Annotated in this window: 27 protein-coding genes; 14 read left to right on the top strand and 13 right to left on the bottom strand. The window is 65.5% G+C overall.

The genetic code is table 11. The annotated features are described in order from the left end of the window. The first annotated feature begins 98 nt into the window (after positions 1 to 98). Genes VMJ11_RS23080 through VMJ11_RS23070 form a run of 3 tightly spaced genes read left to right on the top strand, consistent with a single transcriptional unit; the run spans position 99 to position 3,490 of the window. The gene (locus VMJ11_RS23080) at positions 99 to 1,445 is read left to right on the top strand and encodes an MFS transporter (RefSeq protein ID WP_325622122.1); all 1,347 of its coding nucleotides are present in this window, start codon (positions 99 to 101) and stop codon (positions 1,443 to 1,445) included. Between the two features lie 23 nt (positions 1,446 to 1,468). Next, positions 1,469 to 2,647, top strand: a complete 1,179-nt coding sequence (gene rhmD / locus VMJ11_RS23075) for an L-rhamnonate dehydratase (RefSeq protein WP_325622120.1) — start codon at positions 1,469 to 1,471, stop codon at positions 2,645 to 2,647. 60 nt (positions 2,648 to 2,707) lie between these two features. Then, entirely contained in the window at positions 2,708 to 3,490 is a 783-nt protein-coding gene (locus VMJ11_RS23070; protein ID WP_325622118.1) for an SDR family NAD(P)-dependent oxidoreductase, read from the top strand. 37 nt (positions 3,491 to 3,527) lie between these two features. Here VMJ11_RS23070 and VMJ11_RS23065 read toward each other — a convergent pair whose 3' ends face one another. Then, positions 3,528 to 4,520, bottom strand: a complete 993-nt coding sequence (locus VMJ11_RS23065; protein WP_325622116.1) for a LysR family transcriptional regulator — start codon at positions 4,518 to 4,520, stop codon at positions 3,528 to 3,530. 192 nt (positions 4,521 to 4,712) lie between these two features. Here VMJ11_RS23065 and rhaM point away from each other — a divergent pair, with 192 nt between their 5' ends. The 6 genes from rhaM to rhaS all read left to right on the top strand — a co-directional run bounded on the left by rhaM (position 4,713) and on the right by rhaS (position 10,727). Then, positions 4,713 to 5,027: an L-rhamnose mutarotase gene (gene rhaM, locus VMJ11_RS23060; protein ID WP_325622114.1), complete on the top strand. Its 315-nt coding sequence runs from the start codon at positions 4,713 to 4,715 to the stop codon at positions 5,025 to 5,027. Between the two features lie 20 nt (positions 5,028 to 5,047). Further along, entirely contained in the window at positions 5,048 to 5,953 is a 906-nt protein-coding gene (locus VMJ11_RS23055) for an amidohydrolase family protein (RefSeq protein ID WP_325622113.1), read from the top strand. A gap of 28 nt (positions 5,954 to 5,981) precedes the next feature. Next, a complete protein-coding gene (locus tag VMJ11_RS23050) occupies positions 5,982 to 7,523 on the top strand; it encodes a sugar ABC transporter ATP-binding protein (RefSeq protein ID WP_325622111.1) in 1,542 nt (513 codons plus the stop codon). Next, positions 7,520 to 8,575, top strand: a complete 1,056-nt coding sequence (locus tag VMJ11_RS23045) for an ABC transporter permease (RefSeq protein WP_325622109.1) — start codon at positions 7,520 to 7,522, stop codon at positions 8,573 to 8,575. Before VMJ11_RS23050 ends, VMJ11_RS23045 begins: the two co-directional genes overlap by 4 nt. Continuing rightward, on the top strand, positions 8,568 to 9,587 hold the full coding sequence (locus tag VMJ11_RS23040; protein ID WP_325622107.1) for an ABC transporter permease: 1,020 nt from the start codon (positions 8,568 to 8,570) through the stop codon (positions 9,585 to 9,587). Before VMJ11_RS23045 ends, VMJ11_RS23040 begins: the two co-directional genes overlap by 8 nt. Positions 9,588 to 9,719: 132 nt before the next feature. Then, the gene (gene rhaS, locus VMJ11_RS23035; protein WP_325622105.1) at positions 9,720 to 10,727 is read left to right on the top strand and encodes a rhamnose ABC transporter substrate-binding protein; all 1,008 of its coding nucleotides are present in this window, start codon (positions 9,720 to 9,722) and stop codon (positions 10,725 to 10,727) included. Positions 10,728 to 10,788: 61 nt separating this feature from the next. Here rhaS and VMJ11_RS23030 read toward each other — a convergent pair whose 3' ends face one another. Next, a complete protein-coding gene (locus tag VMJ11_RS23030) occupies positions 10,789 to 11,466 on the bottom strand; it encodes an SOS response-associated peptidase (protein ID WP_325622103.1) in 678 nt (225 codons plus the stop codon). Positions 11,467 to 11,546: 80 nt separating this feature from the next. On the opposite strand from VMJ11_RS23030, the gene VMJ11_RS23025 reads away from it, so the two are divergent. The 3 genes from VMJ11_RS23025 (at position 11,547) to VMJ11_RS23015 (ending at position 13,417) form a co-directional block, all read left to right on the top strand. Further along, the gene (locus tag VMJ11_RS23025; protein ID WP_325622101.1) at positions 11,547 to 11,873 is read left to right on the top strand and encodes a hypothetical protein; all 327 of its coding nucleotides are present in this window, start codon (positions 11,547 to 11,549) and stop codon (positions 11,871 to 11,873) included. 205 nt (positions 11,874 to 12,078) lie between these two features. Then, positions 12,079 to 12,924: an alpha/beta hydrolase family protein gene (locus tag VMJ11_RS23020; protein ID WP_325622099.1), complete on the top strand. Its 846-nt coding sequence runs from the start codon at positions 12,079 to 12,081 to the stop codon at positions 12,922 to 12,924. A gap of 328 nt (positions 12,925 to 13,252) precedes the next feature. Beyond that, on the top strand, positions 13,253 to 13,417 hold the full coding sequence (locus tag VMJ11_RS23015; RefSeq protein ID WP_325622097.1) for a DUF1328 family protein: 165 nt from the start codon (positions 13,253 to 13,255) through the stop codon (positions 13,415 to 13,417). 186 nt (positions 13,418 to 13,603) lie between these two features. Here VMJ11_RS23015 and VMJ11_RS23010 read toward each other — a convergent pair whose 3' ends face one another. Next, positions 13,604 to 14,398 carry an SDR family oxidoreductase gene (locus VMJ11_RS23010; protein WP_325622095.1) on the bottom strand — a complete coding sequence of 265 codons (795 nt, stop codon included), beginning with the start codon at positions 14,396 to 14,398 and terminating at the stop codon, positions 13,604 to 13,606. 297 nt (positions 14,399 to 14,695) lie between these two features. On the opposite strand from VMJ11_RS23010, the gene VMJ11_RS23005 reads away from it, so the two are divergent. Both VMJ11_RS23005 and VMJ11_RS23000 read left to right on the top strand, forming a co-directional pair. Beyond that, a complete protein-coding gene (locus VMJ11_RS23005; protein WP_325622093.1) occupies positions 14,696 to 15,922 on the top strand; it encodes a YbfB/YjiJ family MFS transporter in 1,227 nt (408 codons plus the stop codon). Positions 15,923 to 16,213: 291 nt separating this feature from the next. Beyond that, on the top strand, positions 16,214 to 17,419 hold the full coding sequence (locus VMJ11_RS23000; RefSeq protein ID WP_325622091.1) for an NAD(P)/FAD-dependent oxidoreductase: 1,206 nt from the start codon (positions 16,214 to 16,216) through the stop codon (positions 17,417 to 17,419). 88 nt (positions 17,420 to 17,507) lie between these two features. Here the strand turns inward: VMJ11_RS23000 and VMJ11_RS22995 are convergent, their stop codons facing one another. The 10 genes from VMJ11_RS22995 to VMJ11_RS22950 form a co-directional block, all read right to left on the bottom strand. After that, a complete protein-coding gene (locus tag VMJ11_RS22995) occupies positions 17,508 to 18,038 on the bottom strand; it encodes an Rrf2 family transcriptional regulator (protein ID WP_325622089.1) in 531 nt (176 codons plus the stop codon). A gap of 42 nt (positions 18,039 to 18,080) precedes the next feature. Then, a complete protein-coding gene (locus VMJ11_RS22990; RefSeq protein ID WP_325622087.1) occupies positions 18,081 to 18,719 on the bottom strand; it encodes a TetR/AcrR family transcriptional regulator in 639 nt (212 codons plus the stop codon). 76 nt (positions 18,720 to 18,795) lie between these two features. Beyond that, on the bottom strand, positions 18,796 to 20,928 hold the full coding sequence (locus tag VMJ11_RS22985; RefSeq protein WP_325622085.1) for a phosphocholine-specific phospholipase C: 2,133 nt from the start codon (positions 20,926 to 20,928) through the stop codon (positions 18,796 to 18,798). A 204-nt stretch (positions 20,929 to 21,132) separates the two neighbouring features. Then, positions 21,133 to 21,618: a PRC-barrel domain-containing protein gene (locus VMJ11_RS22980; protein ID WP_325622083.1), complete on the bottom strand. Its 486-nt coding sequence runs from the start codon at positions 21,616 to 21,618 to the stop codon at positions 21,133 to 21,135. A 93-nt stretch (positions 21,619 to 21,711) separates the two neighbouring features. Further along, the gene (locus VMJ11_RS22975) at positions 21,712 to 21,918 is read right to left on the bottom strand and encodes a hypothetical protein (protein ID WP_325622081.1); all 207 of its coding nucleotides are present in this window, start codon (positions 21,916 to 21,918) and stop codon (positions 21,712 to 21,714) included. Between the two features lie 267 nt (positions 21,919 to 22,185). Continuing rightward, positions 22,186 to 22,536 (bottom strand): response regulator, encoded by a 351-nt coding sequence (locus tag VMJ11_RS22970; RefSeq protein WP_325622079.1) that lies wholly within the window; start codon positions 22,534 to 22,536, stop codon positions 22,186 to 22,188. Positions 22,537 to 22,700: 164 nt separating this feature from the next. Then, on the bottom strand, positions 22,701 to 23,000 hold the full coding sequence (locus tag VMJ11_RS22965) for a DUF2795 domain-containing protein (RefSeq protein WP_325622078.1): 300 nt from the start codon (positions 22,998 to 23,000) through the stop codon (positions 22,701 to 22,703). 76 nt (positions 23,001 to 23,076) lie between these two features. Further along, positions 23,077 to 23,718 (bottom strand): DUF1109 domain-containing protein, encoded by a 642-nt coding sequence (locus VMJ11_RS22960; protein WP_325622077.1) that lies wholly within the window; start codon positions 23,716 to 23,718, stop codon positions 23,077 to 23,079. Then, complete coding sequence (locus tag VMJ11_RS22955; RefSeq protein ID WP_325622075.1) at positions 23,715 to 24,287, bottom strand: sigma-70 family RNA polymerase sigma factor; 573 nt, start codon at positions 24,285 to 24,287, stop codon at positions 23,715 to 23,717. Before VMJ11_RS22955 ends, VMJ11_RS22960 begins: the two co-directional genes overlap by 4 nt. Before the next feature lie 236 nt (positions 24,288 to 24,523). Then, positions 24,524 to 24,826 (bottom strand): antibiotic biosynthesis monooxygenase, encoded by a 303-nt coding sequence (locus tag VMJ11_RS22950; RefSeq protein ID WP_325622073.1) that lies wholly within the window; start codon positions 24,824 to 24,826, stop codon positions 24,524 to 24,526. Between the last annotated feature and the right edge of the window lie 99 nt (positions 24,827 to 24,925).

Raw genomic sequence — 24,925 nt, 5'->3', positions numbered from 1 at the left:
CGCAGTACCCAACGTGCGCGGCGGTGCGACCGCGCACGGACTCACGACAACGGCGCGGCATTCGACAAGCGCCGGATGAGGCTTGCAAGGAGACATCGATGTTGCCTGAGGCATCAACGCTGGCAGGGGTAGCAGGCCGCAAGGCCATGCGCCGTCTCTTGCCCTTCCTGCTCCTGATGTACGTGCTCGCGTTTCTCGACCGCGCGAACATCGGCTTCGCGCAAAAGGCGCTCCAGCACGATACCGGCCTTTCCGATGCGGCGTTCGCGTTTGGCGCGGGCGTGTTCTTCGTCGGCTACGCGCTCTTCGAAGTGCCGAGCAATCTCGTCCTGCACCGCGTGGGCGCGCGCATCTGGATGTGCCGCATCATGGTCACGTGGGGCTTGATCTCGGCGGCGATGGCGTGGGTGCAGTCGCCCACTTCCTTCTATGTGCTGCGATTCCTGCTGGGTGTGGCCGAGGCGGGTTTCTTTCCCGGCATCATCTATTACCTCACGCAGTGGTTTCCACAGTCTTCGCGTGCGCGCGCCATCGGCGTGTTCTATTTCGGCGCGCCGCTGGCGTTCATCTTCGGCGGCCCATTGTCAGGACTTCTGATCGACATGCACGGCACGTTCGGGCTGACGGGCTGGAAGTGGCTCTTTCTCGTGGAGGGCGGGCTCGCTTCGGCCGTGGGCGTGTGGGCTTACTGGTATCTCGTCGACAAACCCGAGGACGCGCCGTGGCTGAGCCCCGACGAGCGCCGCGCGCTCGCCGGCGCGATCAAGCTCGATGCGCGTGAGGCCGCCGCGCACGGCCCGCGCGATGCGCTCGCCGCGCTGCTGGACCGCCGCGTGCTCGCCTACGCCGCGATCTATGCGCTGATCCAGATGAGCGTGTACGGCGTGATCTTCTTTCTGCCGCAGCAGGTGGCCTCGCTCGTGGGCGCCAAGGTGGGATTGAAGGTGGGTCTGCTTGCAGCCGTGCCGTGGCTGTGCGCACTCGTGCTCACGTGGATCGTGCCGCGTCGTGCGGACCGCCTGGGCGGCCATCGTGCATGGGCCGCGCGCCTGCTCGCGATGTCGGGCGTCGGCATCGCGGTTTCGGGCCTGGCGGGGAGCCTTGGCGGCACGGCGGGCGCGTTCGTCGCGATGCTGGGCCTGTGTTGCGCCGCGAGCGGCTTCATCGCGGCCCAGCCCCTCTTCTGGACGTTCCCGGCGCGTGACCTCGCGGGCGCGGCTTCGGCAAGCGGCATCGCGCTCATCAATTCGCTGGGCGGCCTGGGCGGCTTCGTCGCGCCCATGCTGCGCGCCGCCGCCGATCACAGCTTCGCTTCGCATGCGGCTGGCCTCGAACTTCTCGGGCTCGCGAGCCTCGCCGCCGCGCTGCTCATTCTCATCGTCGCGCCGCGCGCCGCAACGCAGGCGGCTGCATCGTTCGAACCGCCCGTGCGGCGCGCGCGCTAATCCACTATAAGGAGCTACGTCCCATGGCCATGCCAACCATCAAACACGTGCGAGCCTTCACCGTGCGCGGCGGCGGCGCCGACTACCACGACCAGCCCGACGGCCACTGGATCGACGACCATATCGCCACGCCCATGGCGCGCTACCCCGAGTATCGCCAGAGCCGCCGCTCGTTCGGCATCGACGTGCTCGGCACGCTCGTCGTGGAAGTGGAGGCGAGCGACGGCACCGTGGGCTTCGCGGTGACCACGGGCGGCGAGATCGGCGCATTCATCGTGGAGAAGCATCTCGCGCGCTTTCTCGAAGGGCAACAGGTGACCGACATCGAGAAGATGTGGGACCAGATGTATTACGCCACGCTTTACTATGGCCGCAAGGGCGTCGTGCTCAACACCATCTCGGGCGTCGATCTCGCGCTGTGGGACCTGCTCGGGCAGATCCGCAAGGAGCCCGTATATCAACTGCTGGGGGGCCCCGTGCGTGACGAGCTGATGTTCTACGCCACGGGCGCGCGCCCCGACCTTGCAAAGGAGATGGGCTTCATCGGCGGCAAGCTGCCGTTGCTGCACAGCCCGGCAGAAGGTGAGGAAGGCTTAAGAAAGAACATCGAACTGCTGGCCACGATGCGCGAGCGCGTGGGCGACGACTTCTGGCTCATGTACGACTGCTGGATGAGCCTCGATGTGCGCTATGCCACGCGCCTCGCGCAGGCCGCACACGAGTACGGCCTCAAGTGGATCGAGGAATGCCTGCCGCCCGACGATTACTGGGGCTATGCCGAACTGCGCCGCAACGTGCCGCGCGGCATGATGGTGTCCACGGGCGAGCACGAAGCCACGCGCTGGGGCTTTCGCATGCTGCTCGAAATGGGCTGCTGCGATCTGATCCAGCCCGATGTGAACTGGTGCGGCGGCATGACCGAGCTCATCAAGATCTCGGCGCTGGCCGACGCCCATAACGTGCTGGTGGTGCCGCACGGCTCTTCGGTGTACAGCTATCACTTCGTCGTCACGCGCCATAACTCGCCATTCGCCGAGTTCCTCATGATGGCGCCGAAGGCCGACAAGGTCGTGCCGATGTTCACCCCGCTGCTGCTCGACGAGCCGGTGCCGGTGAAGGGGCGGCTCAAGGTGCCGGATGCACCGGGCTTCGGTGTGCGGCTCAATCCGGACTGCAAACTATCCCGGCCGTATACCCACTGACCCACTGATTCACGCCCTGATTCACGCCGGCGACGAGTCGACGGCTACGAGGAGAGACACGTGCTGCTCAAGGACAAGGTGGTGATCGTTACCGGCGGTTCGCGCGGCATTGGCCGCGCCATCGCGCTTGCGAGTGCCCGCGAGGGCGCCGATGTCGCGATCAACTACTGGGGCGATAACGACGCCTCGTACGGCCGCCGTTCGGCGATCGACGAGGTGCTCGACGAGATCGGGCGGCTCGGGCGCCACGCGATCGCGCTGGAAGGCAACGTGGCCGCGCCGCAAACGGGCGTGGACCTCGTGCGCCAGACAGTGGAGCGCTTCGGCAAGGTGGACGTGCTCGCGAGCAACGCAGGCATCTGTCCGTTCCATTCATTTCTCGACATGCCGCCCGCCGTGCTCGAACGCACGATAGGCGTGAACCTGAACGGCGCGTTCTACGTGACGCAGGCCGTCGCGCGGCAGATGAAGGAGCAGGGCACGGGCGGCGCGATCGTGGCGACGAGCTCGATCAGCGCGCTCGTGGGCGGAGGCATGCAGACGCATTACACGCCCACGAAGGCCGGCGTGCATTCGCTCATGCAGTCGTGCGCCATTGCGCTCGGGCCGTACGGCATACGCTGCAATTCGGTGATGCCGGGCACCATCGCCACCGACCTGAACGCGGAGGACCTGAGCGACGAGAGCAAGCGTGCGTACTTCGAGAAGCGCATTCCGCTCGGGCGGCTCGGCGCGCCCGAAGACGTGGCCGAATGCGTGGTGTTTCTCGCCTCGGACCGCGCACGCTATGTCACGGGCGCGGCCTTGCTCGTGGACGGCGGCCTGTTCGTGAACTTGCAGTGAACGCGCAGCGAACCTGCCGTGACGATTCGGCGAGGCGTCAATGGGAAGTGAGCGCGGCGGCGCGCGAGCCATCGTGAGCGACGTCGTCCATCTCGAACGGCTGCGAAAAGCGCCGCAGCAGGCCCACGAAATGTTCGGCGGGCTCGGCGAGCGGTTCGTTCTTGCGCGTGAGCACGCCGAATCCCGGCAGGCTCTTGCCGATCTCGAGCGGCAGCACGACGAGCAGCTTGCCGCGTACGTGGTCGCGCACGACCGACTCGGGCAGCATGGCGACCGCGTCGAAGCTTTCGAGCAGTTGCAGTGTGGCGAAGATCGAAGCCGACTCGGTGAGATTGACGGGCGTGCCGAGGCCAGCGCGCGCGAGCTCGCCTTCGAACAGCTCGCGTGCGGGGCTCGTGATGGGTTGCGCCACCCACGGCCAGTCCATCAGTTCCGCGAGCGTGACCTGCTCGCGCCGCGCGAGCGGATGGCGCGAGCGCACCACGAGCACGAGCGTTTCGCGAGCGAGCGGCTCGAAGCCGAAGTCGTTGTGTTGCAGCGGCGTGGTGAGCCGCCCGAGCGCGAGATCGACTTCGCGGCGATGCAGCAATTGCACGACCTGGTCGCTCGTTTCGCCGAGGATGCGCACATGCAGCAACGGGCGTTCGGTCTTGAGCGTGGCGACGGCCTGTGCGAGCAGGTCGGGCGCAGCGCCCATGATGGCGCCCACGGTGAGCTGGCCGTGCCCGCCGCGGCGCTTCACGTCGAGGTCTTCTGCAAAGCGCGTGAGCTCGGCGAGCGCGCGCCGCGCGTAGGCGAGCGTGACGACGCCAAGCGCGGTGGGCTGCATGCCGCGCGCGGCGCGCTCGAAAAGCCGGAAGCCGAACGCTTCCTCGATGTCGCTCAGCATGCGGCTCGCGCTGGGTTGGGCGACGTTGATGGCGTCGGCGGCCTGATGGACGTTGCGTGCGTCGTCGAGCGCGACGAGCAGGGCGAGGTGCTTGAATCTGAGCCGGTTGACGAGTGCGACGACAGCTTTTTGATGGTTCATCCCAGCGATCCGGTTTGTGTATCGCCCGATCCCAACATCGGATTGGTTGGCTATCGATGCGGGAATTATAGTCGGATCACAACGCCGCTAACGATGTAAAACGCGTGCCAGGGCGCGCCGCGAAGCCAGGGCAAATACCGAGGCATGGCGCGCCAACCGCATGACGACAGCAGGCTGGACGGAGACACGATCATGGAAACAATGGCGTTTCGCATGCAGCTCGACCCCGGCAAGCGGGACGAATACGAGCGGCGTCACCGCGAAATCTGGCCCGAGCTTGCGAGCGCGCTACGCGAGGCGGGCGTGAGCGAGTACCGCATCTTTCTCGACGAAGCGACCCATCACCTCTTTGCCGTGCTTCAACGGCGCGACGATCACACCATGGACGCGCTGCCCGAACTGCCCGTCATGCGCAAATGGTGGGATTACATGGCCGACATCATGCAGACGGATGCGCAAAACGTGCCGTTGCAGCAGCCGCTCGTGCAGGTCTTTCAGTTGCCGTAAGCTCACGCGAGGAACATGCCATGCAGGTCGTCGATCCGCACGTCCACTTCTGGAACCTCGATACGCATCATTACCCGTGGCTCGCGAATCCGGGCACCTCGTTCGTCGGCGACGCGCGCGAGCTCAAGCACAACTATCTGCCCGCCGATCTGCTGCGTGAGGCGGGCGACATCGACGTGCTCAAGGTCGTGCACGTCGAAGCGAATCACGATCCCGACGATCCGGTGGAGGAGACGCGCTGGCTGGAGTCGATCGCGGACGCCGCTGCGCACGCGGGCGAGGCGCGCGCGTTGCCCGACGCGATCGTCGCCGCCTGCGACCTGAGCGCGCCCAATGCGCCCGCGGTGCTCGAAGCGCACGCCGCATTTGCGCGCACGCGCGGCATACGCCAGATTCTCAACGTTCACGAGAGCCGGCTCTATGACTACGTGGGCCGGCATTACATGCGCGAGGCGGCATGGCGAGAACATTTCGCGCTGCTTGAAAAGCACGGTCTTTCGTTCGACCTGCAGCTTTATCCCTCGCAGATGGAAGAGGCCACCGCGCTCGCGCGCGCCCACCCCGGAATTCAGTTCGTGCTCAATCACGCGGGCATGTTCGTCGACCGCAACAGCGTGGCCGGCTACCGCGCGTGGCGCGATGGGCTGCGCATGCTCGCGGCGTGTCCGAACGTGGCGGTGAAGATCAGCGGGCTGGCGATGTTCGACCATGCATGGAGCGTCGAGAGCCTTCGACCCTACGTGCTGGAAACGATCGATGCGTTCGGCACGGATCGTGCGATGTTCGCCTCGAACTTTCCGGTGGACCGACTGTTCGGCGGCTATTCGCAGCTATGGCATGCGTATGCGTCGATCGTGAGCGGCGCGAGCGAGAGCGAGAAGGCGGGGCTCTTTCGCAGCAACGCCGAGCGTATCTACCGCATTTGAGTGTGCGCGCAACGACGGGGAGACAGGCGTGGAAGCACAAGCAGAGGTCAGGGCAGAGGGCACTCCGCGGCTCGAACTGCGTAACGCAAGCAAGTCGTTCGGACGCGTGCGTGCGCTCATAGATGGCAGCCTGAGGCTCATGCCCGGCGAGGTGCACGCGCTGCTCGGAGAAAACGGCGCGGGCAAGTCGACGCTCGTGAAGATACTCGCGGGCGTGTACCGGCCCGATGGCGGCGAGATGCGCATCGACGGCCACGCGCGCGAGTTCGCTACACCCGCGCAGGCGCGCGACGCGGGCATTGCGGTGATTTATCAGGAGCCCACACTGTTCTTCGATCTTTCGATTGCGGAGAACATCTACATGGGGCGCCAGCCCGTGGATCGCTTCGGCCGCATCGACTATGACATGATGCATCGCGAAGTGGCCACGCTGCTCGCTTCGCTCGGCGTCGATCTGAAGCCGGAGCGGCTCGTGCGCGGCCTCTCGATTGCCGACCAGCAGGTGATCGAGATTGCGAAGGCGCTCTCGCTCAACGCGAACGTGCTCATCATGGACGAGCCGACGGCCGCGCTCTCGCTGCCTGAAGTCGAGCGGCTGTTCACGATCGCGCGCACGCTGCGCGATCGCGGCGTGGCGATCCTCTTCATCACGCACCGTCTCGAAGAGGTGTTCGCGCTCACGCAGCACGTGACGATCATGCGCGACGGCGCCAAGGTGTTCGACGCCCCCACGGTCACGCTCAAGACGCAGGACATTGTCGCGAAGATGGTGGGGCGCGATCTCGCCACGTTCTATCCGAAGGCGGACGTGCGGCCCGGAGAGGTCATGCTGCGCGTGCGTGGCCTCACGCGCCGCGGCGTGTTCAAGGACATTTCCTTCGATGTGCGCGCGGGCGAAATCGTCGCGCTCGCGGGACTCGTGGGCGCGGGGCGCAGCGAAGTGGCGCGCGCGGTCTTCGGCATCGACCCGTGCGACGCGGGGCAGATCCAGATTGCGGGCAAGCCGCTCGCGCTCGGCAAGCCCGCCGTCGCCGTGAAGGCGGGGCTCGCGCTCGTGCCCGAAGACCGGCGTCAGCAAGGTCTCGCGCTCGAACTGAGCATCGCGCGCAACGCGTCGCTCACGGTGCTCGGGCGGCTAGTGCGCTTCGGTCTCATCTCGGCGGGGCGCGAGGTGCAGCTGGCCGGCCAGTGGGGCACGCGCCTGCGCCTGAAGGCGAGCGACCTGAACGCGCCGGTGGGCACGCTCTCGGGCGGCAACCAGCAGAAGGTGGTGCTCGGCAAGTGGCTCGCCACGGGGCCGAAGGTGCTCATCATCGATGAACCGACGCGCGGCATCGACGTGGGCGCGAAAGCGGAGGTCTACGGCGCGCTTGCCGAGCTCGTGCGCGAGGGCATGGCCGTGCTGATGATCTCGAGCGAACTGCCCGAAGTGCTCGGCATGGCCGACCGCGTGCTCGTCATGCACGAAGGCCGTATCACCGCCGATATCGCCCGCGCCGACGCCAACGAAGAGCGCATCATGAGCGCCGCGCTCGGCGAGGCCAACGTTCACCTGGGGCACGCGGCATGATGCGCCATTCGACCTCTCCTCATCCCCTGCACGGCGACGAGCCGCGCACGCAGCGGCGCAATGCGGGCGCGCTCGCCGAAGCGCTGGCGCGCAGCCGCGAAACCACGCTCTTCGTCGTTTTGCTACTGATCGTGGGCGGCACGGCGCTCGCGCGGCCGCAGTTTCTGAACCTGCAGAACCTGCGCGACGTGCTGCTCAATGTCTCCATCGTGAGCCTGCTCACCGCGGGCATGACGATCGTGATCCTGATGCGCCACATCGATCTTTCAGTGGGCTCGACGGTGGGCATCAGCGCCTATGCGGTGGGCAGTCTCTATGTGGTATTCCCGCATATGCCCTTGCTCATTGCGCTGGGCGCGGGGCTCGCCATCGGACTCGTTGCGGGCGCAATCAATGCGCTGCTCGTGGCCGTGGGGCGCGTGCCTTCGCTCGTCGCCACGCTTTCCACGCTCTACATATTCCGGGGTGCAGATTATGCGTGGGTGCACGGCGGCCAGATCAACGCAACGAGCCTGCCCGATGCGTTTTCGCGGCTCGCAACGGGCGTCGTGCTCGGCATTCCGGTGCTCGCGCTCATTGCGCTCGTGCTGCTCGCCGCACTCGCGGTGTACCTCAAGCAGTTCCGGCCGGGCCGCGAGTATTACGCGATCGGCTCGAACCCGGAGGCGGCGCGCCTTGCCGGCATCAACGTGGAGCGCCGCGTGGCCACGGGGTTCCTGATCAGCGGCGCAATTGCGGGCCTCGCGGGTGCGCTGTGGCTCGCACGCTTCGGCACCGTGGACGCGAGCACCGCCAAGGGTATCGAGTTGCAGGTCGTGGCCGCTGCCGTGGTGGGCAGCGTGGCGATCACGGGCGGCGTGGGCACGATACTCGGCGCGACGCTCGGTGCGCTCGTACTGGGCGTGATCAGCATCGCGCTCGTGGTGCTGCACGTCTCGCCTTTCTGGGAGCAGGCGATCCAGGGCGCGTTGATCGTGGCCGCCATCGCCGCCGACACGTTGCTCGCCCGCTCCGTGGCAAAACGCATGATGAGGAAACGCGACCATGGCTAAGAACGCCCCGAAACCCGACGCCGCGCTGCTCACGCGCAAGCCCGGCTTGCCGCTCAGCTGGGAAACGCTGCTCGTCGTCATCCTGATCGCTTCGCTGGTGACGGGGCGTGTGCTGTCGCCCGTGTTCCTGAGCGGCGCGAACCTGAGCAACGTGCTCGCCGATCTCACTGAAGTCGCGCTGATGGCACTGCCGATGACGCTCATCATCGTCGCCGCCGAGATCGATCTTTCGGTGGCCTCGGTGCTCGGCGCATCGAGCGCGTTGCTGGGCGTGCTCTGGCACATGGGCTTGCCGATGCCGATCGCGATGGCGCTCGTGCTCGTCGCGGGCGGGCTTGCGGGCCTCTTCAACGGGCTCGTGATCGTGAAGCTCAACCTGCCGTCGCTCGCGGTGACGATCGGCACGCTCGCGCTCTTTCGCGGGCTCGCTTACGTGCTGCTCGGCGATCAGGCGATTGCCGACTTTCCGGCCGGCTATACGCTCTTCGGCATGAGCAACCTGGGTAGCACGTTCATCCCGTTGCCGTTCCTGATCGTCGCGGCGTGCGCCATCGTGTTCACGGTGCTGCTGCAGGCCACGGCGTTCGGGCGCAGTCTCTTCGCGATCGGCGCGAACAGCACGGCCGCGTCGTTCTCGGGCATCGACGTGCCGAAAATCAAGCTGCGTCTGTTCGTGATGTCGGGCGTGATGAGCGCGCTGGCGGGCATCGTCTACACGCTGCGTTTCACGAGCGCGCGCGGCGACAACGGCGAGGGCTTCGAGCTTTCGGTGATCGCGGCGGTGCTGTTCGGCGGCGTGAGCATTTTTGGCGGGCGCGGCTCGATGTATGGCGTGCTGCTCTCGCTCTTGATCGTAGGTGTACTGAAGAACGCGCTCACGCTCGTCGACGTGTCGAGCGAGACGCTCACGATCGTGACCGGAGCGCTGCTGCTCGCTTCGGTGCTGATTCCGAATCTCGCGGCGCGCTGGCGCACGCTGCGCGACCGGCGCGCGCTCGCGCGGGCGGCGTGAATGCAGCGCAGCGCGCAGGTAGGAAAGGAGGCAGGCAAGCAGGTAATCAGGCAGCAGGCAATCAGGCTGAAGCAGGCGGAAACAGGCAGTCAATCAACCGGATGTTTCCGGTATCCATCGAGGAGACGATTCATGAGGAAGCCAGTACGTCACGTGTGCACGGCGCTGCTGTGCGCGATGCTAATGGGGGGCGGCGTCGCGGCGCATGCGGCCGCCATCAAGGATGGGCTGAAAATAGCCTTCGTGCCCAAGCAGATCAACAACCCCTACGAGGTGATCGCCGACAACGGCGGCATGGACGCGATCAAGGAGTTCAAGGGCGACGGCAAGGTGGTCGGCCCCTCGGATGCCGGCGCGTCCTCGCAGGTCTCATACATCAATACGCTCACCACGCAGCATCAGGACGCGATCGTGATCGCGGCCAACGATGCGAACGCGCTCGTGCCGTACCTCAAACGCGCGATGGCCCAGGGCATCAAGGTCGTGACGTTCGACTCGGACACCGCGCCCGAGGGGCGGCAAATCTTCGTGAACCAGGCGAATGCGGAGAGCATTGGCCGCGGCCAGATCCAGCTCGTCGCGAAGCTGATGGGCGGCGAAGGCGAGTTCGCGATTCTCTCGGCCACGCCGAACGCGACGAACCAGAACACCTGGATCAAGTGGATGCAGGAGGAATTGAAGAAGCCCGAGTATTCGAAGATGAAGCTCGTGAAGATCGCCTACGGCAACGACGACGACCAGAAGTCCTTCGTCGAAACGCAAGGCTTGCTGCAGGCGTATCCGAACCTGAAGGCGATCGTCGCGCCTACCTCAGTGGGCATCGCGGCGGCGGCGCGCTATATTTCGACCTCGCCGAGCAAGGGCAAGGTGGTGGTGACAGGGCTCGGCACGCCTAACCAGATGCGTGCGTTCGTGAAGAACGGCACCGTCACGGCGTTCCAGCTCTGGGACCCGGGTGCACTCGGATACCTGGCTTCGTATGCGGCGGCCAATCTCGCCTCGGGCAACATCAGCGGCAAGGAAGGCGAGTCATTCGATGCGGGCAAGCTCGGCAAGCGCACGATCGGCAAGGGCGGCGAAGTGATTCTCGGGCCGCCCACGACGTTCGACGCCTCGAATATCGACAACTTCAATTTCTGATTTCGTCACGCGCTCGATTGTCATGGAATGCGAAGCGACCCGGTAAAGCCGGGTCGTTTTGCTATGGGTCGGCTCGAACGGGTTTCGGAGTCGCACGCGGTGGTGCCGGGTCCGGCTCGGCAGCCATGCCCTCCACGGGATAGAGATTGAGAAACGAGCGCGCCTCGTCCGTCGAACGGCTCGCAAGCCAGTTGTCGTAGTCGGCGGGCGGCACGATCACCACCGAACGCTTTTCGTCGCCGGGCTTGTGAAAGCGCTTCATGAGCGGGTGATCGTTCGCGTTGACGGTGAGCATCGTGAACGAGTACGCCTTGCCGGCGTCGCCTTCGTCCCATTCGCGCCATAAGCCGGCGATGGCGAACGGCACGCCGTTCGCAAGGCCGATGCGCCAGCGCACGGCCTTGCCGGTTTCGTAGTTGGGTTCGAAGAATGCCGCGCACGGAATCAGGCAGAGCTGCAACTTCTTCCACGCACCGCTGAAGCTGCGTTTCTCGCCCACCGATTCGGCGCGCGCATTCATCGTGTCGAACACCTTTACGCCGGGCGGAATGTGCTTGCGCGGGACCATGCCGAACGTCGCCAGCAGGGCTTCCCGCGTTTCGGCCGCGGCGCTCGCACGGCGGATCACCGGCGCGGCATAGTCCTTGTAGATCTCGTCGCGCCACGGGTCGTCCGGCGGTATGACGCCGTAATGCCGGAAAAGGTAGTCGCGGCGTGCGGCGGCGTAGTTCGTGCACATGGTCGTCTCTCCGTCCCGTCCTACAGAGTAATTCTGACATGTGATAGGCTGTACGGATATACAGTAGTTTGGCGCGGAAAATGGGACAGGATCATCGTCGCTTCCCTCCGCTCACGGCAGCGGAGTTGGCTGAAATCTACGACCGGAACCCCACGCCCGTCGTGCTGCGGTTGCTATGGGAAATTCACCGGCTGCGCTCGACCATCGGCCGGGCCAACCAGATCCGGCTCACGATCGGCACGCGCGTGGGCACGGCGAACACACCGGCCGGCATGTGGGAGCGCTTCGAGCAGGAACTCGACGCGGAGCCGTGCCTGCACGACCCGCTCACGCCGCGGCAAAAGGGGTTGCTGCATGGGGGCGAGCCGGAGGGGCGGCTGCGACGCAGACGGCGCAACGGCGACTGAAAGCGCTTGCCGCGAAACATGAAAGCCATGCGCCAGATGCGCTCTGCCGAATGTGGGGTAGGTAGCGCTCGGTGCGCCGCGGTGTGCACTCTCGCGCACTCGCTGACATTTCGTAGGGCGCGATGAAATTTGGTTGTAAGTGGCCCTTGCTAGAGTCGCCGGAAGCCGTTGTCTTTCGTGGCAGTCAACACAAGAGCGACTTCTCATGGCTATCGTCCGCGCGTGCTGGCTCATTTTCGCGCTGCTACTCAGCGCTCCCGTCTGGGCGTACCAGACGCGTATCGTTTCGATCCCCAGTGCCGCCATGCAGCGCACGTTCGACGCGACCGTCGTGTTGCCCGACGACTATGCGCGCGGCAAGCCGGCCACGCGCTACCCGGTGATCTATGTGCTGCACGGCTCCGGCGGCAGCTACGCCGACTGGACCTCGAATACCCACATCGCGAGGCTCGCCGACCGCTATCACGTGGTGCTCGTGATGCCGGACGGCGGCAACGAGAGCTGGTACATCGACAGCCCGTTCGATCCGCGCAGCCGCTACGAAACCTATGTGGGCAGCGAGGTCGTGTCGTATATCGACATGCATTTCCGCACGATCGCGAGGCGCGACGCGCGCGCGATCACGGGCCTCAGCATGGGCGGCTTCGGCGCGCTGCGCATCGCGCTCGACCGGCGCGACACGTTCGGCGCGGCCGGCAGCATCAGCGGCGCGGTCGACCCGCGCTACAGCGAAGACGAACCCGGCATCGCTCACGTATTCGGCGACCCCACGCGGCACGCGTCGTTCTGGAACAGCAACGCCATCGTGGATAGCGCGCAGGACTTCGAGCACACCCATATCGCGCTCACTATCGACTGCGGCGTGAGCGACTACTTCGTGCAGTCGAATCGCACCCTGCATGAAAAGCTCGTCGCACTTGGCGTGCCGCACGATTATGCGGAGCGACCTGGCGGCCATACGTGGTCGTACTGGTCGAACTCCATCCGCTACCAGGTGCTGTTCTTTGCCACCGCGTTCCAGCATGCCGGCTGGCATCCGCAAACGGTGTGAATGCTTAGGACTCGCACTCGCTTGTTTCGGCGCGCTCCATGATCTAGCCCGCGTTCGCGCGGGCTTTCCTTTTCTTCAGCTCATTTTTGTGTTGCGAGGCACGCCGCTTGCGCAAAGACGATGGGCGCGTCCACCAACGAATTCTGTCGCCGATCTCCGGGGGCGCGCGTCCCGAGTTCAGGCATCGCGATTGCTGCAATGGCCGGGCAGGGACGGGCGGGCAGGTCCGCCACCCACTATCCTGATGCCGGGCATCGAGCGGCCGCACGCGGCGCCGGGGCACGGCGTACACCCTTGAGCCGGATCGAACCGGAGACTGGAGGACGTCATGCTTCAATACGCTGTTGTTTTCTTCATCATCGCGATCATCGCGGCCGTGTTCGGCTTCGGTGGTATCGCGGCGGGTGCGGCGTCCATCGCCAAGATCCTGTTCTTCATCTTCCTCGTGGTGTTCCTCGTCACGCTGCTGCTCGGCGTCGTGCGGCGCGGATAAGCGGCGAGCCACGCATCGCAGCCCGCACGCTGGGCGCTCGGGCTGCGACAGGGCGCATGCTCGCGGAATATCGCACGATATCGCCACCGCGCCATGATGTGGCGCGCTTCATCGCGAATGCCTATGCTTCGGATCGCGAATCAAGTTCGCGAACTTGCGATGGCATTCGCACTGTCTCGCTCTTTTTCACGCGATGGTGTCCACCACGCCGCCGTCCACGCGCAACGCTGCGCCGGTCGTCGCGGACGCTTGCTTCGAGCACGCGTAGACGATCATGTTCGCCACTTCCTCCACGCTCGCCGCACGCCGGATGATGGAAGAGGCGCGATGCGTCTGCACGAACTGCGCGGCCACTTCCTCGACCGTCTTGCCCGAAGCGGCCACTTCTTCCTTGAGCATCTGCGCCACGCCTTCCGAAAGCGTCGGCCCAGGCAACACCGAATTGACGGTCACGCCGGTGCCTGCCAGGCGCTTGGCGAGACCGCGCGCGAGCGCTAGCTGCGCGGTTTTCGTCATGCCGTAGTGAATCATGTCGGCAGGAATGTTCAATCCCGATTCCGACGAGATGAACACGATGCGCCCCCAGCCGCGCTTGACCATCGCATTCGCGTAGGCACGCGAGAGGCGCACGCCCGACATCACGTTCGTGTCGAAGAAACGCAGCCATTCGGCATCCGGAATCTCGAAGAAGTCCTGCTGCTGAAAGATGCCGAGATTGTTCACGAGGATGTCTACCTGCGGATGCGCCTTCACGAGCGCATCGCACCCCTGAGCATTCGACAGATCGCCAACGAAGCCCTGCACGCGCGCACCTGGCGCCGCCGTGCGCAGGGCGGCCTCGGCTTCGCGCACGTTTTCGGCGTGACGGCTGCTCACGATCACGTCCGCGCCTGCAACGGCAAGACCCTTGGCCGCCGCAAGACCGATGCCGGCGGCCGAGCCGGTCACGAGCGCGAGTTTTCCAGTCAGATCGATTTTCATCCTGGCTCCTTGAGTGGGAAGGCCGGGCGTGCCCGGGAATGCGCGCGCAACAGGCAGGCGTGGCGCAGCGCAGCGCACGGCCGTCGTGAAGGGGGAACCGGCAGTGTACTGCGCGCGGGCAGTGCGCGTTTTCTCCTTGCATTTTATTTCGATCGATATAGAATTCGTCTTTACTGTATCAATCGATATAGAAAAATCGCAAGCGACGCCATGAACATTTTTCTGCCTGGCGGCGCCGGTTCTCGACGTCCCGGCGTCCAACCCGCCGCGGGTACCCGCTTTTACGAGGTCCACACCATGTCTACCCAACCTTCCACATTTGGCGCGCACGCGCCGGAAGCGCTCGACGCGAGGGCGCTCTTCGCCACGCTCGCGGGCCTGTGCGGCAGCTTCGTCGCGATCGGGCTCGCGCGCTTTGCCTATACCCCGCTGATTCCGCCGCTCATTCAGGCGCACTGGTTCACGGCTTCGCAGGCGGTCACGCTCGGCGCGGCGAATTTCGCGGGCTATCTAATCGGCGCGCTGCTCGGCAGGCCGATCGCCCATGCGCTCACGAACCGCCACGCGCTTCGTTTGTTGATGCTCGCGGCGACCGCCGCGTTCTTCGCGTGTGCGTTCCCGCTTTCCGTCAGCTGGTTCTTCGTCTGGCGGCTCACGTCGGGGGTGGCGGGAGGTGCGATCATGGTGCTCGTTGCGACGTCGATCCTGCCGCACGTGCCGCCCGCGCGCCGCGGCTTCGTGAGCGGCATGATCTTCCTTGGCCTCGGGCTCGGCATCGCGGCTTCGGGCACGGTCATTCCGTGGCTGCTGCGGCACGGGCTGCGCGACACATGGATCGGTCTCGGCGTGCTCGCGCTGGTACTCACGGCCATTAGCTGGTTTGGCTGGCCGCGCGGCGATGCTCCCGCTGCGCCTCAACACGCGGCGGCCCCGCGTGCCGGACACGCCGACTCGCCTCGCACCGCGTTCGCGTTGCGGCTCCTCTACGCCCAGTACGCGGCGAATGCATTGGGACTGGTGCCGGCAATGGTGCTGCTCGTCGACTACGTCGCGCGCGGCCTGGGTCACGGCGCGGCGACCGGCGCTCACGACTGGGTGCTCTATGGCGTGGCCGCTATCGCCGGGCCGATCGTATGCGGGCAGGCTGCCGACCGTATCGGCTTTCGCGCGGCCTGGCGTGTCGCGCTGCTGCTTCAGGCGCTGGCCGTGGCGCTGCTCGCGGTGTCGAGCCAGACATGGGCCATTCTCGTGGCGACGCTCGTGCTCGGCGCTTTCACGCCCGGTGTCGTGCCGCTCGCGCTCGGCCGCATCCACGAACTCGTGCCGCACGATCACCTCGAGCAACGCGCCGCGTGGAGCCGTGCGACGACGGCCTTCGCGCTGTTCCAGGCGCTGGGCGGCTATGGGTATTCATGGCTGTTCGCCCACTCGCACGAAAATTATGCATTGATCTTCGCATGCGGAGCGGTAGCGCTCACGCTGGCCTTGCTCGCGGACGTTTTCCTGAACCGCCGCGAAGCCTGAATGTTTCCTGACGTCGCGGCGCAACTGCATTCTGGGTGCAGGCTCATCGACCAGTATCGGCAATGATCTGACGATAGGGCAAGGGGGCGCCCCGTGCATCGTTGTTGATCTCGTCAACAGTGCGTCCCAATTGTGGGTCTTGCGTCTTTTAACTACGACTCATAGAATCCGAGTTATGCGCTGCAACGATGCGGCGCGTTTCACTCAATCGTTCAGCAGCGAGACCACGGCCCCCTTTACTCGTATTGCGCGAGCCGGCCTGAAGCTCGCACCATTTTCTGGAGATGAAACATGTCGAAGCGCATTTTGATTGTCGGGGCCGGGTTTGCCGGCATGTGGAGCGCACTGAGCGCGGCGCGTTTGATCGATTCGACCGGCCGGGACGATGTCGAGGTCACGCTGATCGCGCCGGACCCGCATCTGCACGTTCGCCCGCGCCTGTACGAAGAAGGTCCGGCGAACATGAAGGCGCCGCTGAAGGACATTTTCGACGCGGTTGGCGTGCAGTTCGTGCAGGGCACGGTAGAGCGCATTCACCCGGATCGCTGCGAGGTGGAGGCCGTTACCGTTGACGGTCGTTTCTCGACGATGGCCTACGACAAGCTCGTGCTCGCGACCGGCAGCCGGTTGTTCCGGCCGGCGATTCCGGGCCTCGCCGAGCACGCGTTCAGCGTGGACCAGATCGACGAGGCCGCCGAACTCGAAGCCCATATCGGCGCTCTCGTGCGGCAACCGGATACATTGGCGCGCAACACGGTCGTGGTGGCGGGCGGAGGCTTCACCGGCATCGAGACGGCGGCGGAGATGCCGGCTCGCCTGCGTGCCGCGCTTGGTGAGCAAGCCGAAGTAAACGTGATCGTCGTGGAGCGCAATGAGGCGATTGGGCCCGATCTGGGTCCTGGGCCGCGGCCGGTGATCGAAGAGGCGTTGCGCGAACTTGGCGTGAACTGGCGCCTGGGCGCGGGCGTCACCTCCGTGGATGCGGGTGGCATTACGACTTCGGATGGCCAGCGTATCGAGTCGAGCACCGTGATATGGACGGCGGGTGTGCGCGCGAGCACGCTCACCGAGCAGATTCCCGCGCGCCGCGACGCGGCGGGACGGCTGTACGTGGATCGCCATCTCGCGGTGGAGGGCGTGCCCGGTGTCTATGCGACGGGCGATGTGGCCTGCGCGGCCACGGACGACGAGGGCAACCACACGATGATGTCGTGCCAGCACGCGATGAATCTGGGGCGCTCGGCGGGCCACAACGTGGCGGCCGACCTGCTCGGACTGGAGAGGATTCCTTACAGCCAGCCGAAGTACGTGACATGCCTCGATCTCGGGCCCTGGGGCGCCGTGTATACCGAGGGCTGGGAGCGTGAAGTGAAGCTGGCGGGCAAGGAAGCGAAGGCGCTCAAGCAGCGCATCAACACGGAATGGATCTACCCGCCGCGCGCAGAACGTGAAGAAGCGTTTGCCAGCGCGGACCCGCGCCGGATCGTCGTTGCCTGACCATCAACGCGAGATGTGAGCATGTGGCGCCTCGCTTGCGAGGCGCCACAGGTATTTGCATGGCTGAATTTGGGGCGCCTCGGGAGGATCAGCGTTCGCCACGCCGGTTCGAGGCGCGATCGGCAAACCATTCGACCACATGGCGCCCATGCGAAGCGGGGGCCTTGGCGTTGACGCGCGCAGCGAGGTCGGCGAGCGTGTGTTGCTTGAGTGCTTCGCGCATGCTGTGCTCGGCGGCCTGCATGACCGCGTGGATCGAGCAGGTGCCGCGCGTGGCCCATGCGGGAGCGTGGTCGTCGAAGAGCGCGCATTGCCCACGTACTTCACGACAGTCGAAGAGGCGCTTGTCGCCGTCGATGGCTTCCACGACATCGTGCACGCTGATTTCCTGGGCGGGCCGTGCAAGGGCGAAGCCGCCGCGTATGCCTTCGGTCGAGGCGACGAGCCCCGCCTTGGCAAGCCGCGTGAACAGCTTGGCTGCGTAATCGACCGGCACGCCCTGCATTTCCGCGAGATCGCGCACGCTCGCTTCGCGCACGCCGGCGGACGTGCCGGCGAGATAGAGCAGGCAGTGCAAACCGTACTCGACGCCGGTGCTGATGAAAGACGAAGTGGCCATGACCGCTTTACCGCGACTGAATGAATCGGAGTTGCAAGGGTATCACGCGCGCGGCGCGCCGTGTTTTGCGGCCGAATGCTCGCGGCTGGCGGCAGGGAGCAGGCCGAGCAGGGTGAGGGCGGGCGAAACCGAATCTACGAGCCAGTCCCTTTCGGGATGCACGCGTGCGATCACGCGCACGCCGAGCAGTACGGCGAGCAGATGTTGCGCAGCGGCGCTCGCGCTCACCACGCGTGGGATTTCACCGCTGCGTTGCCCGGCTTCGAGGCAGCGCAGGAAGAAGTCGCGGATCTGTGTGAACTCGGCCGTGAGCGCGGCGCGAAGTTCTTCGTCTTCGGGCGTGGCCTCCAGTGCGGAATTCACCATCAGACAGCCGCGAGGATAAGTATCGTCGAGCGAACGCTGCACGATTTCGCCAAAAAAGGCGGTAATCGCGGTGCCCGGCGAGGCCGTGGCTTCGAGCCGCTCCATGCGTTCGCGCAGCGTGTTGCGCAGATAATGATCGAGCACGCGCAAAAAGAGCGCGCGCTTGTCGCCGAATGCGTTGTAGAGACTGGGCTGCGTGAGCCCCGTGGCTTTCACCAGGTCGCGTGTGGAGGTGGCTTCGTAGCCGTGGGTCCAGAACGCGGCGCATGCGGCGTCGAGCACCTGGGATTCGTCGAATTCGCGAGGGCGGCCCATGTCGGGCTCCTGTGGGGCTTGAACGTCGACTATTTTATATCATTCGATATTGAATGTCCGGGCTGCTGTGGCGACCTCAAACGCCCATCGCCGGATCGCTCACACTGTCCTTCCCGGTTTCGACGCGGCCCGCGAAGCGGCGCATCAAGCCGTTTTCTCCGCCGAGGGTCAAGTCATACCATCCGCCCGAAGCCGCGAGCGGCCAGTTGGCCTCGACTTGTTCTCCGGCGCGCAGTGGGTAGGTCCACGGCCCCTCGTTGAGGTAGGCGTTGGATGTCACGGTGACGCTGGCCGCAGCGCGGCCGCGATTCGCAATGCCCAGAACGAGCGCGTTATTGGCAACGTCGTAGCGCACGCGCACTTCAGGGTTCGGCCCATGTGCGGATGCACGAACGTTGCCCTCGAAGGTGCGATGAAAGCCGTTCGGCCCGAGCACCCACAAGCGATAGGCGCCTTCGTCCGCGGAGGCAGGCAACCATGTGTCGCGCAGCGCCTTGCCGGCCTCGACAGTGTAGCGGCGCGGGGTTCTTTCGAGGTGAAGCTGGTCGTACACATGAAAGACGGCGCCGGCTGTCCCTTCGTTGCCGAACTCGAGTTGAACCTTGCCGTGTCGGCCATCCACGCTCGCATCCACATGGAGCCGGTAGGGCAGCGCGCGCGAGGGTCGTGCCATCCGCGCTTGTTGCGGCAGCGTTTGCGCGTCTGGCGGCGGCAGCGGCACGGGCTTCAGCGTGTTTTGCTGCGCGTGCTGTGCATCGGCTTGTGCTTTGGTTGGCGCTGGAAACGAGTGCAACGCGTTTTCATTTGGTGTACTGAAGTTAAACGCAGACGTGAGATCGCCGAACACTGCGCGGCGCCATGCGCTGATATTCGGCTCGCGCACGCCAAAGCGCAGTTCGATGAAGCGCAGCACCGAGGTATGGTCGAAGACCTCGGAATTTACGTAGCCGCCGGTGCTCCATGGCGAGACGACGATCATCGGCACGCGCGGCCCGGGCCCGAACGGCAGACCGTCGGGCTTGACCGGCTTGCTGTCGCCGGGCGGGTTCGGCATGCTGAAGTATTCGTGGCGCGTGCTTGCCGTCGACTTGCCTGCGTACGTGCGGTCCGCATTGGGCGAAGGCGGGCAGGGCGGCGGCACGTGGTCGAAGAAGCCGTCGTTCTCATCGTAGTTCACGAACAGTACGGTCTTGCTCCAGACGTCCGGATTTTCCGTGAGCGTATCGAGCAGCTTCTGCAGGTAGTACGCGCCCTGGCCGGGCGTCGAAACGCAGGGATGCTCGCACCAGGCGCGCGGAGCGACGATCCAGCTCACCTGAGGCAACTGGTTCGCCGCGATGTCGTCCTTGAGCGCCTGCAAGAAGCCACCGTCGGGCATCGTATTGCCGATACCCTTATAGAGCGGCTCGCGCGCGTCGAGCGCATTCGTCCACGGCAATACGGGCGAGGCTTCGATTGCTTCGTGAACCTTGCGATAGCTCGCGAACCCGGCGAGCGGATTGTCCGTGTAGTTATCGGGCTGATTCTCGTACACCTTCCATGTCACGCCCGCGGCCTGCAGGCGTTCCGGGTAGGTGGTCCACTTCAGGCCCGTGGCCGATGCGCCCAAATTATCCCAGCCGTTGTTGTTGATCACGGCATGGGGCGAGGCCGTGGGGCCGTTCGTACCGGTGAGCAGGAAGAGCCGGTTCGTATTGGTGCCGCCGTGCGCCGAGCAATGATATGCGTCGCAGATCGTGAAGGCGTTGGCGAGCGCGAAATGGAACGGCAGGTCGGACGCCTGCAAATAGCCCATGGAGACGTTGCCCTTGAACTTCGGCCAATGCGTCATGCGACCGTTGTTCCAGGCCTGCTGCGCGTCGACCCACGTATGCGCGCAGCCCGCGAGCAGTGCGTTGCCCTTGCTGCTGTCGAGGTAGAACGGCAGTAGCCTGCGCGAGCCGTCGCTCTGCTGCCAGACGTTCGCGTCTTCGGGCAGCGGGACCGTGATGCGGTCCGAGAAGCCGCGCACGCCCGGAAGTGTGCCGAAATAGTGATCGAACGAGCGGTTCTCCTGCATGAAGACGACGATATGCTGCACGTCCGCAATCGTGCCGGTCGCGTGGTTCGCAGGAATGCCGAGCGCCCGCTGGATGGCGGGCGGAAAGAGACTGAGCGTCGCGCCCGCAGCTGCGGCGCGCAGGAAATCACGGCGGTCCATCGATGTCATGGTGAGCTGGCATTATTGTCGTTGTCCTTGCGAGCGTAAGCATGACACGTTGGCGGCGGGGTGTGTAAAAGGAGGCAGGAAGCCTTTGCGCAGTGGGAGCCGCTGTCTCGCCAGATGGTTTGATATGCGAATCAATTCGCACGAAATGTCGCGGCCTGCCGGTCGGCAGGTCGCAGGGTCAACCGCGGGATCAAAGCACGGTTGTCAGAGCTTCACGCCTCCGGCTTCGGGCGGCTCTTGTCCCGGTTCTTCCAGCGGCAAGGTCGTGGCATCGTTGCTCCAGTAAGGCTCGCGGCCATAACACTGATGTACGGAACTGGCCCAGGTGCGATCGGCCATGGAAGGCCAGTGGCCCTTGTCGAAGCCCGGCGCGTTCTTCACGCGCTCCGAGTTCAACGCGAGCACGAAGCACTTGCGATCCGCATCGAGCGTGAGCGCGTTCCATGGCACCGCGAGCAATTTGTCGCCCATGCCGAGAAAGCCGCCGCTCGACATCACCATATAGGCGATGCGTCCGCCCTCCACGTCGAGCATGATTTCCTTGACCTTGCCGACTTCTTCGCCGTCGGCGCTCAGCACGCGGTCGCTCTCCAGTGTGCTCGCGGCCATCACGTCGGGGCCCGCGCCCGCCTTCGTCGATCGATCGGTGCCGACGATGCGCGCGCCGGTAGAGGTTTGCGAGTAGGCCATGATGTTCTCCCTGTCGATGATGGGGCACGCACGGCGTGTACCGGCTTGCCGAAGGAATGAGCGCGAGGATGCGTCCACGCTCGCGGCCGCGGGTCAGTTGCTTTTGCCGCCGCCGTCGATGCCCGCGCCCCGGCGCCACACGTTCTTGCCTTGCTCCGAGAGTTCACCGCTGCTATGGGTGGCGTCGGGCTCGGTGCCGGGCACGGCCATGTCGCCGCCCGGCGGCTCCTGAGCGCGTTGCTTCTCGCGCTTGCGCTGCGCCACGCGTTCATCCTGCGAGCGGCCTGCATATTCGCTCATGTCGAGCCTCCATAAGTAAGGTGAGTCGCATCGCGATCCAAGCGATGCGGATTGAGGGTTCGATTTCATGCCGGCGCGAAGACCGTCACGCTCCCGTCACGCTCGTTACACAGCATCGGCCATGCCTTGGCATGCCGAGGTGGGCTTTTCGATCAGGAACACGAAGCAAGCTAAGGCCGGGCGCGCACACCGTTGGACTACTGCCGCACGCGAGGAGCGACAAGGATGATGTCAATCATTCATGCATCGCTTCGGCGCTCGAACGTTTCAGGGCGCCGCGACGCGCCGCAGAATGTCGAGCAGTTGCGAGACTGCGAACGGTTTGCGCAGAAAGCCCACCACGCCGGCGTCGGCTGGCGGGGTCATGAGGGCCGAGACGAGCACGACCGGCACGCCCGCGAGCTTGCTGCTGCGTCGCATTTCGCGCATGAGCGAGAGGCCGTCCATGTGCGGCATCATGCAGTCGGAGATCACGACATCAGGCGGATCGTCGATCGCGCTTTGCAGCGCATCCGCGCCATCGGCGGCCGTTTTGACCCGATAGCCTTCCTGGCCGACCAGCTCCTTGAGTGCATCGAGTGCGTTGGTATCGTCGTCGACGAGCAATACAGTAGCCATTACGTCATTTACCTGAGCAGCGCGGCCGATCATGGCGGCTGTGCCTTTGTTCGCGATCGCGTCGCGGCGGCCCGAGAGTACCCACCGGCCATTGCCTTGCGCGCAATTTCCGTTCCTGGGCAGTGCTGGCGGCCCTGCCGGGTCATCTTCGCGCCACGGCGCCGCTAGGGGGATTCACGAGCACGCAGTTGCTCGGCGATGATCGACGCCGATACCTCGGGAAAACTGCCGAATGCTTCATCGGGTAGCTTGCGCAGGGCGTCGATCACGTCGCGCGACGCGCCGCTTGCTTCGGCGCTTTCGATCAGCGTGGCGGGGTGCGCGGGCCAGTTCACGCGCTCGAGGGCATGCAGCACGCGCGCGGACAGCGCCTCGGCGTCCGCGAGGGCTTTGTCTAGTGTTGTGGCGTGCGGTGTGTCATGGCTGTCGGGCTGGGTCGCGTCGCAAGCAGGGGTGGGGTCCATCGGCATCTCCTTCGAAGGTCGCCGCGATTCCCGCAGATGCCATTCCCGCCGGCGCTTGCCGCCCCCCCAACGATTTTTACCAGCGCAGCAGGCGCGGGCCGAGCCAGGCGCCCACGCATGCGGGAATCGCCATGCCGAGCAGATACCAGACTGCCCAGAACGGCAACGCCATCTCGGGGCAATGCAGGCAATAGGCGAGGGTCGCGGTGGCGCTGGCGAGCAGGCCGCCCGCGAAGCCCGCCGCGCGCAGCCGCGTGGGCGCGAGGCCGCGCAGCGCCCAGAACACGGCGATGAACCCCGGCACCGAAAGAAACGCGATATTGAGCGGGCACACGCGCCACGTTTTCCCGAGCACGAGCGGCAAGCGCGTATCGGCCGGCGCTAGCCATACGAGCACGATGGCGGCGATCCACACGGCCACCGCCGGCCACGCGAGAGCCGCCCACGCGTAACCGGGCGCGACGCCCGGGCGCGCGAGCCTCACGGTCGCGGCGAGGGCGCCGATGCCGATGAAGAACGGCAGCGCGACCTTGAGCCAGAACACGGCGGTGGCCGCCACGCTGGCGAGATCGGGGCGCACGCCGAACACGAGCGCCATCAAGAGCGTCGAGCCGATACCGCCCGCGAGCAGCGCCAGGCTGAAGCGGCGCGCCAGCGCATGGCGGTCGACAGGCGCGGCGCCGGTGGCGAGCAGCGTGATGAGGTCCTCTGTCTTCATGATCCGTTCTGAAATTTCAGCGCGAGCGCCTTCAGCCCGCGATGCACACCGACTTTCACGGCCGACTCGGAAAGCCCGGTGAGCTTCGCCGTCTCCGTGACCGAAAGGCCCTGCAGCTTCACGTGCAGGATCGGCAGGCGCTGGCGGTCGGGCAGCTGGTCGAGCAGCGTGCTCAGGTCGCGCCGCGCGTCAGCCGCTTCGGCGTCGCTGGTCGCGAAAATTTCGAGCTCGTCGTCCAGCGGCGTATTGAGCGCCTCCCGGCGCGAACGCGCGCGAAAGTAGTCGGTGAGCTTGTAGCGCGCGATCGCGTGAACCCACGCCGTGAGCGGCTCGTCGGGCCGGTACGTGTGGCGTCCGTTGTGCACGGCCAGCAGGATTTCCTGCACGAGATCCTCCACGTCGTCCTGCAAATGGAACAGCCGCTTGCGCAGAAAGCCGCGCAAATGAGCAGTGAGATCGGCGAGGAATGCGTGATAAGCCGCCGTGTCGCCGGCGAGGCCGCGCACGAACAAGGCCTTGAGCCGTTCCTCGGCGCCGCGCACGAGCTCGTTACCCGTAGTTCGATTCATCGTGGCCGCTGGTTACAGGTTGGAAAAATAGTCGTGTAGCGCAGGTTGCTGCGCACGAACGCCCCGGCGTGCGTAAAAGCGCACGGCTCGGGGCAGGCGCGGGCGTGCGCAGGCAGTCCAGGGCGAGCGGGCAGGGCATCAAGTTGGCATCAGGCGGCTTCAAGCGGGCATCAAGCGGGCATCGAACGGGCTTCAGGCGGGCTTCAGGCGGCCACCGGGCGGCCTTCAAGCCGGCATCAAGCTGGCAGCTTGTCGGCAAGCACGTCTGCGCGGCGGATCTGCGGCGGTGCAGCAAGCAGTTCTCCCGCACGCGCCATCAGCGCCGCGGCCACCTGGCCATTCAGATGGGCTTCGCGGCCGGGTTCGTCGTCGAAGGCATCGAAGATCGCGAATGTCCGGGTGTCGAAGCGCACGCCGAACCAGGCGGGCGTGCCGGGCTCGGCCTCGACCAGTGGCTTCGCGCCTGCGAGAAAGGCGGCCAGTTCTTCTTCCTTGCCGGGCTGCGCGTGCAGCTCGACGTACAACGCATGCTGAGTCATGACGAGGCTCCCGTTACGGCGTGGCAACTCAGGCATCGTCGCGGGCCTTTGGGGCGTTCGTCAAGCGCCGGGAGGGCACGGCGCGCTCGTTGCCGAAGT

The organism is Paraburkholderia sp., assembly GCF_035501035.1.
Taxonomy (GTDB): domain Bacteria; phylum Pseudomonadota; class Gammaproteobacteria; order Burkholderiales; family Burkholderiaceae; genus Paraburkholderia.
The sequence above is the reverse complement of the archived record's forward strand: the minus strand, read 5'-3'. Positions and strand labels throughout refer to the sequence as shown.

Excerpts from the sequence above, each read along its gene's own strand:
- VMJ11_RS23080 (WP_325622122.1), top strand. The coding sequence starts at position 99 with ATGTTGCCTGAGGCATCAACGCTGGCAGGGGTAGCAGGCCGCAAGGCC.
- rhmD (WP_325622120.1), top strand. The coding sequence starts at position 1,469 with ATGGCCATGCCAACCATCAAACACGTGCGAGCCTTCACCGTGCGCGGC.
- VMJ11_RS23065 (WP_325622116.1), bottom strand. The coding sequence starts at position 4,520 with ATGAACCATCAAAAAGCTGTCGTCGCACTCGTCAACCGGCTCAGATTC.
- rhaM (WP_325622114.1), top strand. The coding sequence starts at position 4,713 with ATGGAAACAATGGCGTTTCGCATGCAGCTCGACCCCGGCAAGCGGGAC.
- VMJ11_RS23055 (WP_325622113.1), top strand. The coding sequence starts at position 5,048 with ATGCAGGTCGTCGATCCGCACGTCCACTTCTGGAACCTCGATACGCAT.
- VMJ11_RS23045 (WP_325622109.1), top strand. The coding sequence starts at position 7,520 with ATGATGCGCCATTCGACCTCTCCTCATCCCCTGCACGGCGACGAGCCG.
- VMJ11_RS23040 (WP_325622107.1), top strand. The coding sequence starts at position 8,568 with ATGGCTAAGAACGCCCCGAAACCCGACGCCGCGCTGCTCACGCGCAAG.
- rhaS (WP_325622105.1), top strand. The coding sequence starts at position 9,720 with ATGAGGAAGCCAGTACGTCACGTGTGCACGGCGCTGCTGTGCGCGATG.
- VMJ11_RS23030 (WP_325622103.1), bottom strand. The coding sequence starts at position 11,466 with ATGTGCACGAACTACGCCGCCGCACGCCGCGACTACCTTTTCCGGCAT.
- VMJ11_RS23025 (WP_325622101.1), top strand. The coding sequence starts at position 11,547 with ATGGGACAGGATCATCGTCGCTTCCCTCCGCTCACGGCAGCGGAGTTG.
- VMJ11_RS23020 (WP_325622099.1), top strand. The coding sequence starts at position 12,079 with ATGGCTATCGTCCGCGCGTGCTGGCTCATTTTCGCGCTGCTACTCAGC.
- VMJ11_RS23015 (WP_325622097.1), top strand. The coding sequence starts at position 13,253 with ATGCTTCAATACGCTGTTGTTTTCTTCATCATCGCGATCATCGCGGCC.
- VMJ11_RS23010 (WP_325622095.1), bottom strand. The coding sequence starts at position 14,398 with ATGAAAATCGATCTGACTGGAAAACTCGCGCTCGTGACCGGCTCGGCC.
- VMJ11_RS23005 (WP_325622093.1), top strand. The coding sequence starts at position 14,696 with ATGTCTACCCAACCTTCCACATTTGGCGCGCACGCGCCGGAAGCGCTC.
- VMJ11_RS23000 (WP_325622091.1), top strand. The coding sequence starts at position 16,214 with ATGTCGAAGCGCATTTTGATTGTCGGGGCCGGGTTTGCCGGCATGTGG.
- VMJ11_RS22995 (WP_325622089.1), bottom strand. The coding sequence starts at position 18,038 with ATGGCCACTTCGTCTTTCATCAGCACCGGCGTCGAGTACGGTTTGCAC.
- VMJ11_RS22990 (WP_325622087.1), bottom strand. The coding sequence starts at position 18,719 with ATGGGCCGCCCTCGCGAATTCGACGAATCCCAGGTGCTCGACGCCGCA.
- VMJ11_RS22985 (WP_325622085.1), bottom strand. The coding sequence starts at position 20,928 with ATGACATCGATGGACCGCCGTGATTTCCTGCGCGCCGCAGCTGCGGGC.
- VMJ11_RS22980 (WP_325622083.1), bottom strand. The coding sequence starts at position 21,618 with ATGGCCTACTCGCAAACCTCTACCGGCGCGCGCATCGTCGGCACCGAT.
- VMJ11_RS22975 (WP_325622081.1), bottom strand. The coding sequence starts at position 21,918 with ATGAGCGAATATGCAGGCCGCTCGCAGGATGAACGCGTGGCGCAGCGC.
- VMJ11_RS22970 (WP_325622079.1), bottom strand. The coding sequence starts at position 22,536 with ATGGCTACTGTATTGCTCGTCGACGACGATACCAACGCACTCGATGCA.
- VMJ11_RS22965 (WP_325622078.1), bottom strand. The coding sequence starts at position 23,000 with ATGGACCCCACCCCTGCTTGCGACGCGACCCAGCCCGACAGCCATGAC.
- VMJ11_RS22960 (WP_325622077.1), bottom strand. The coding sequence starts at position 23,718 with ATGAAGACAGAGGACCTCATCACGCTGCTCGCCACCGGCGCCGCGCCT.
- VMJ11_RS22955 (WP_325622075.1), bottom strand. The coding sequence starts at position 24,287 with ATGAATCGAACTACGGGTAACGAGCTCGTGCGCGGCGCCGAGGAACGG.
- VMJ11_RS22950 (WP_325622073.1), bottom strand. The coding sequence starts at position 24,826 with ATGACTCAGCATGCGTTGTACGTCGAGCTGCACGCGCAGCCCGGCAAG.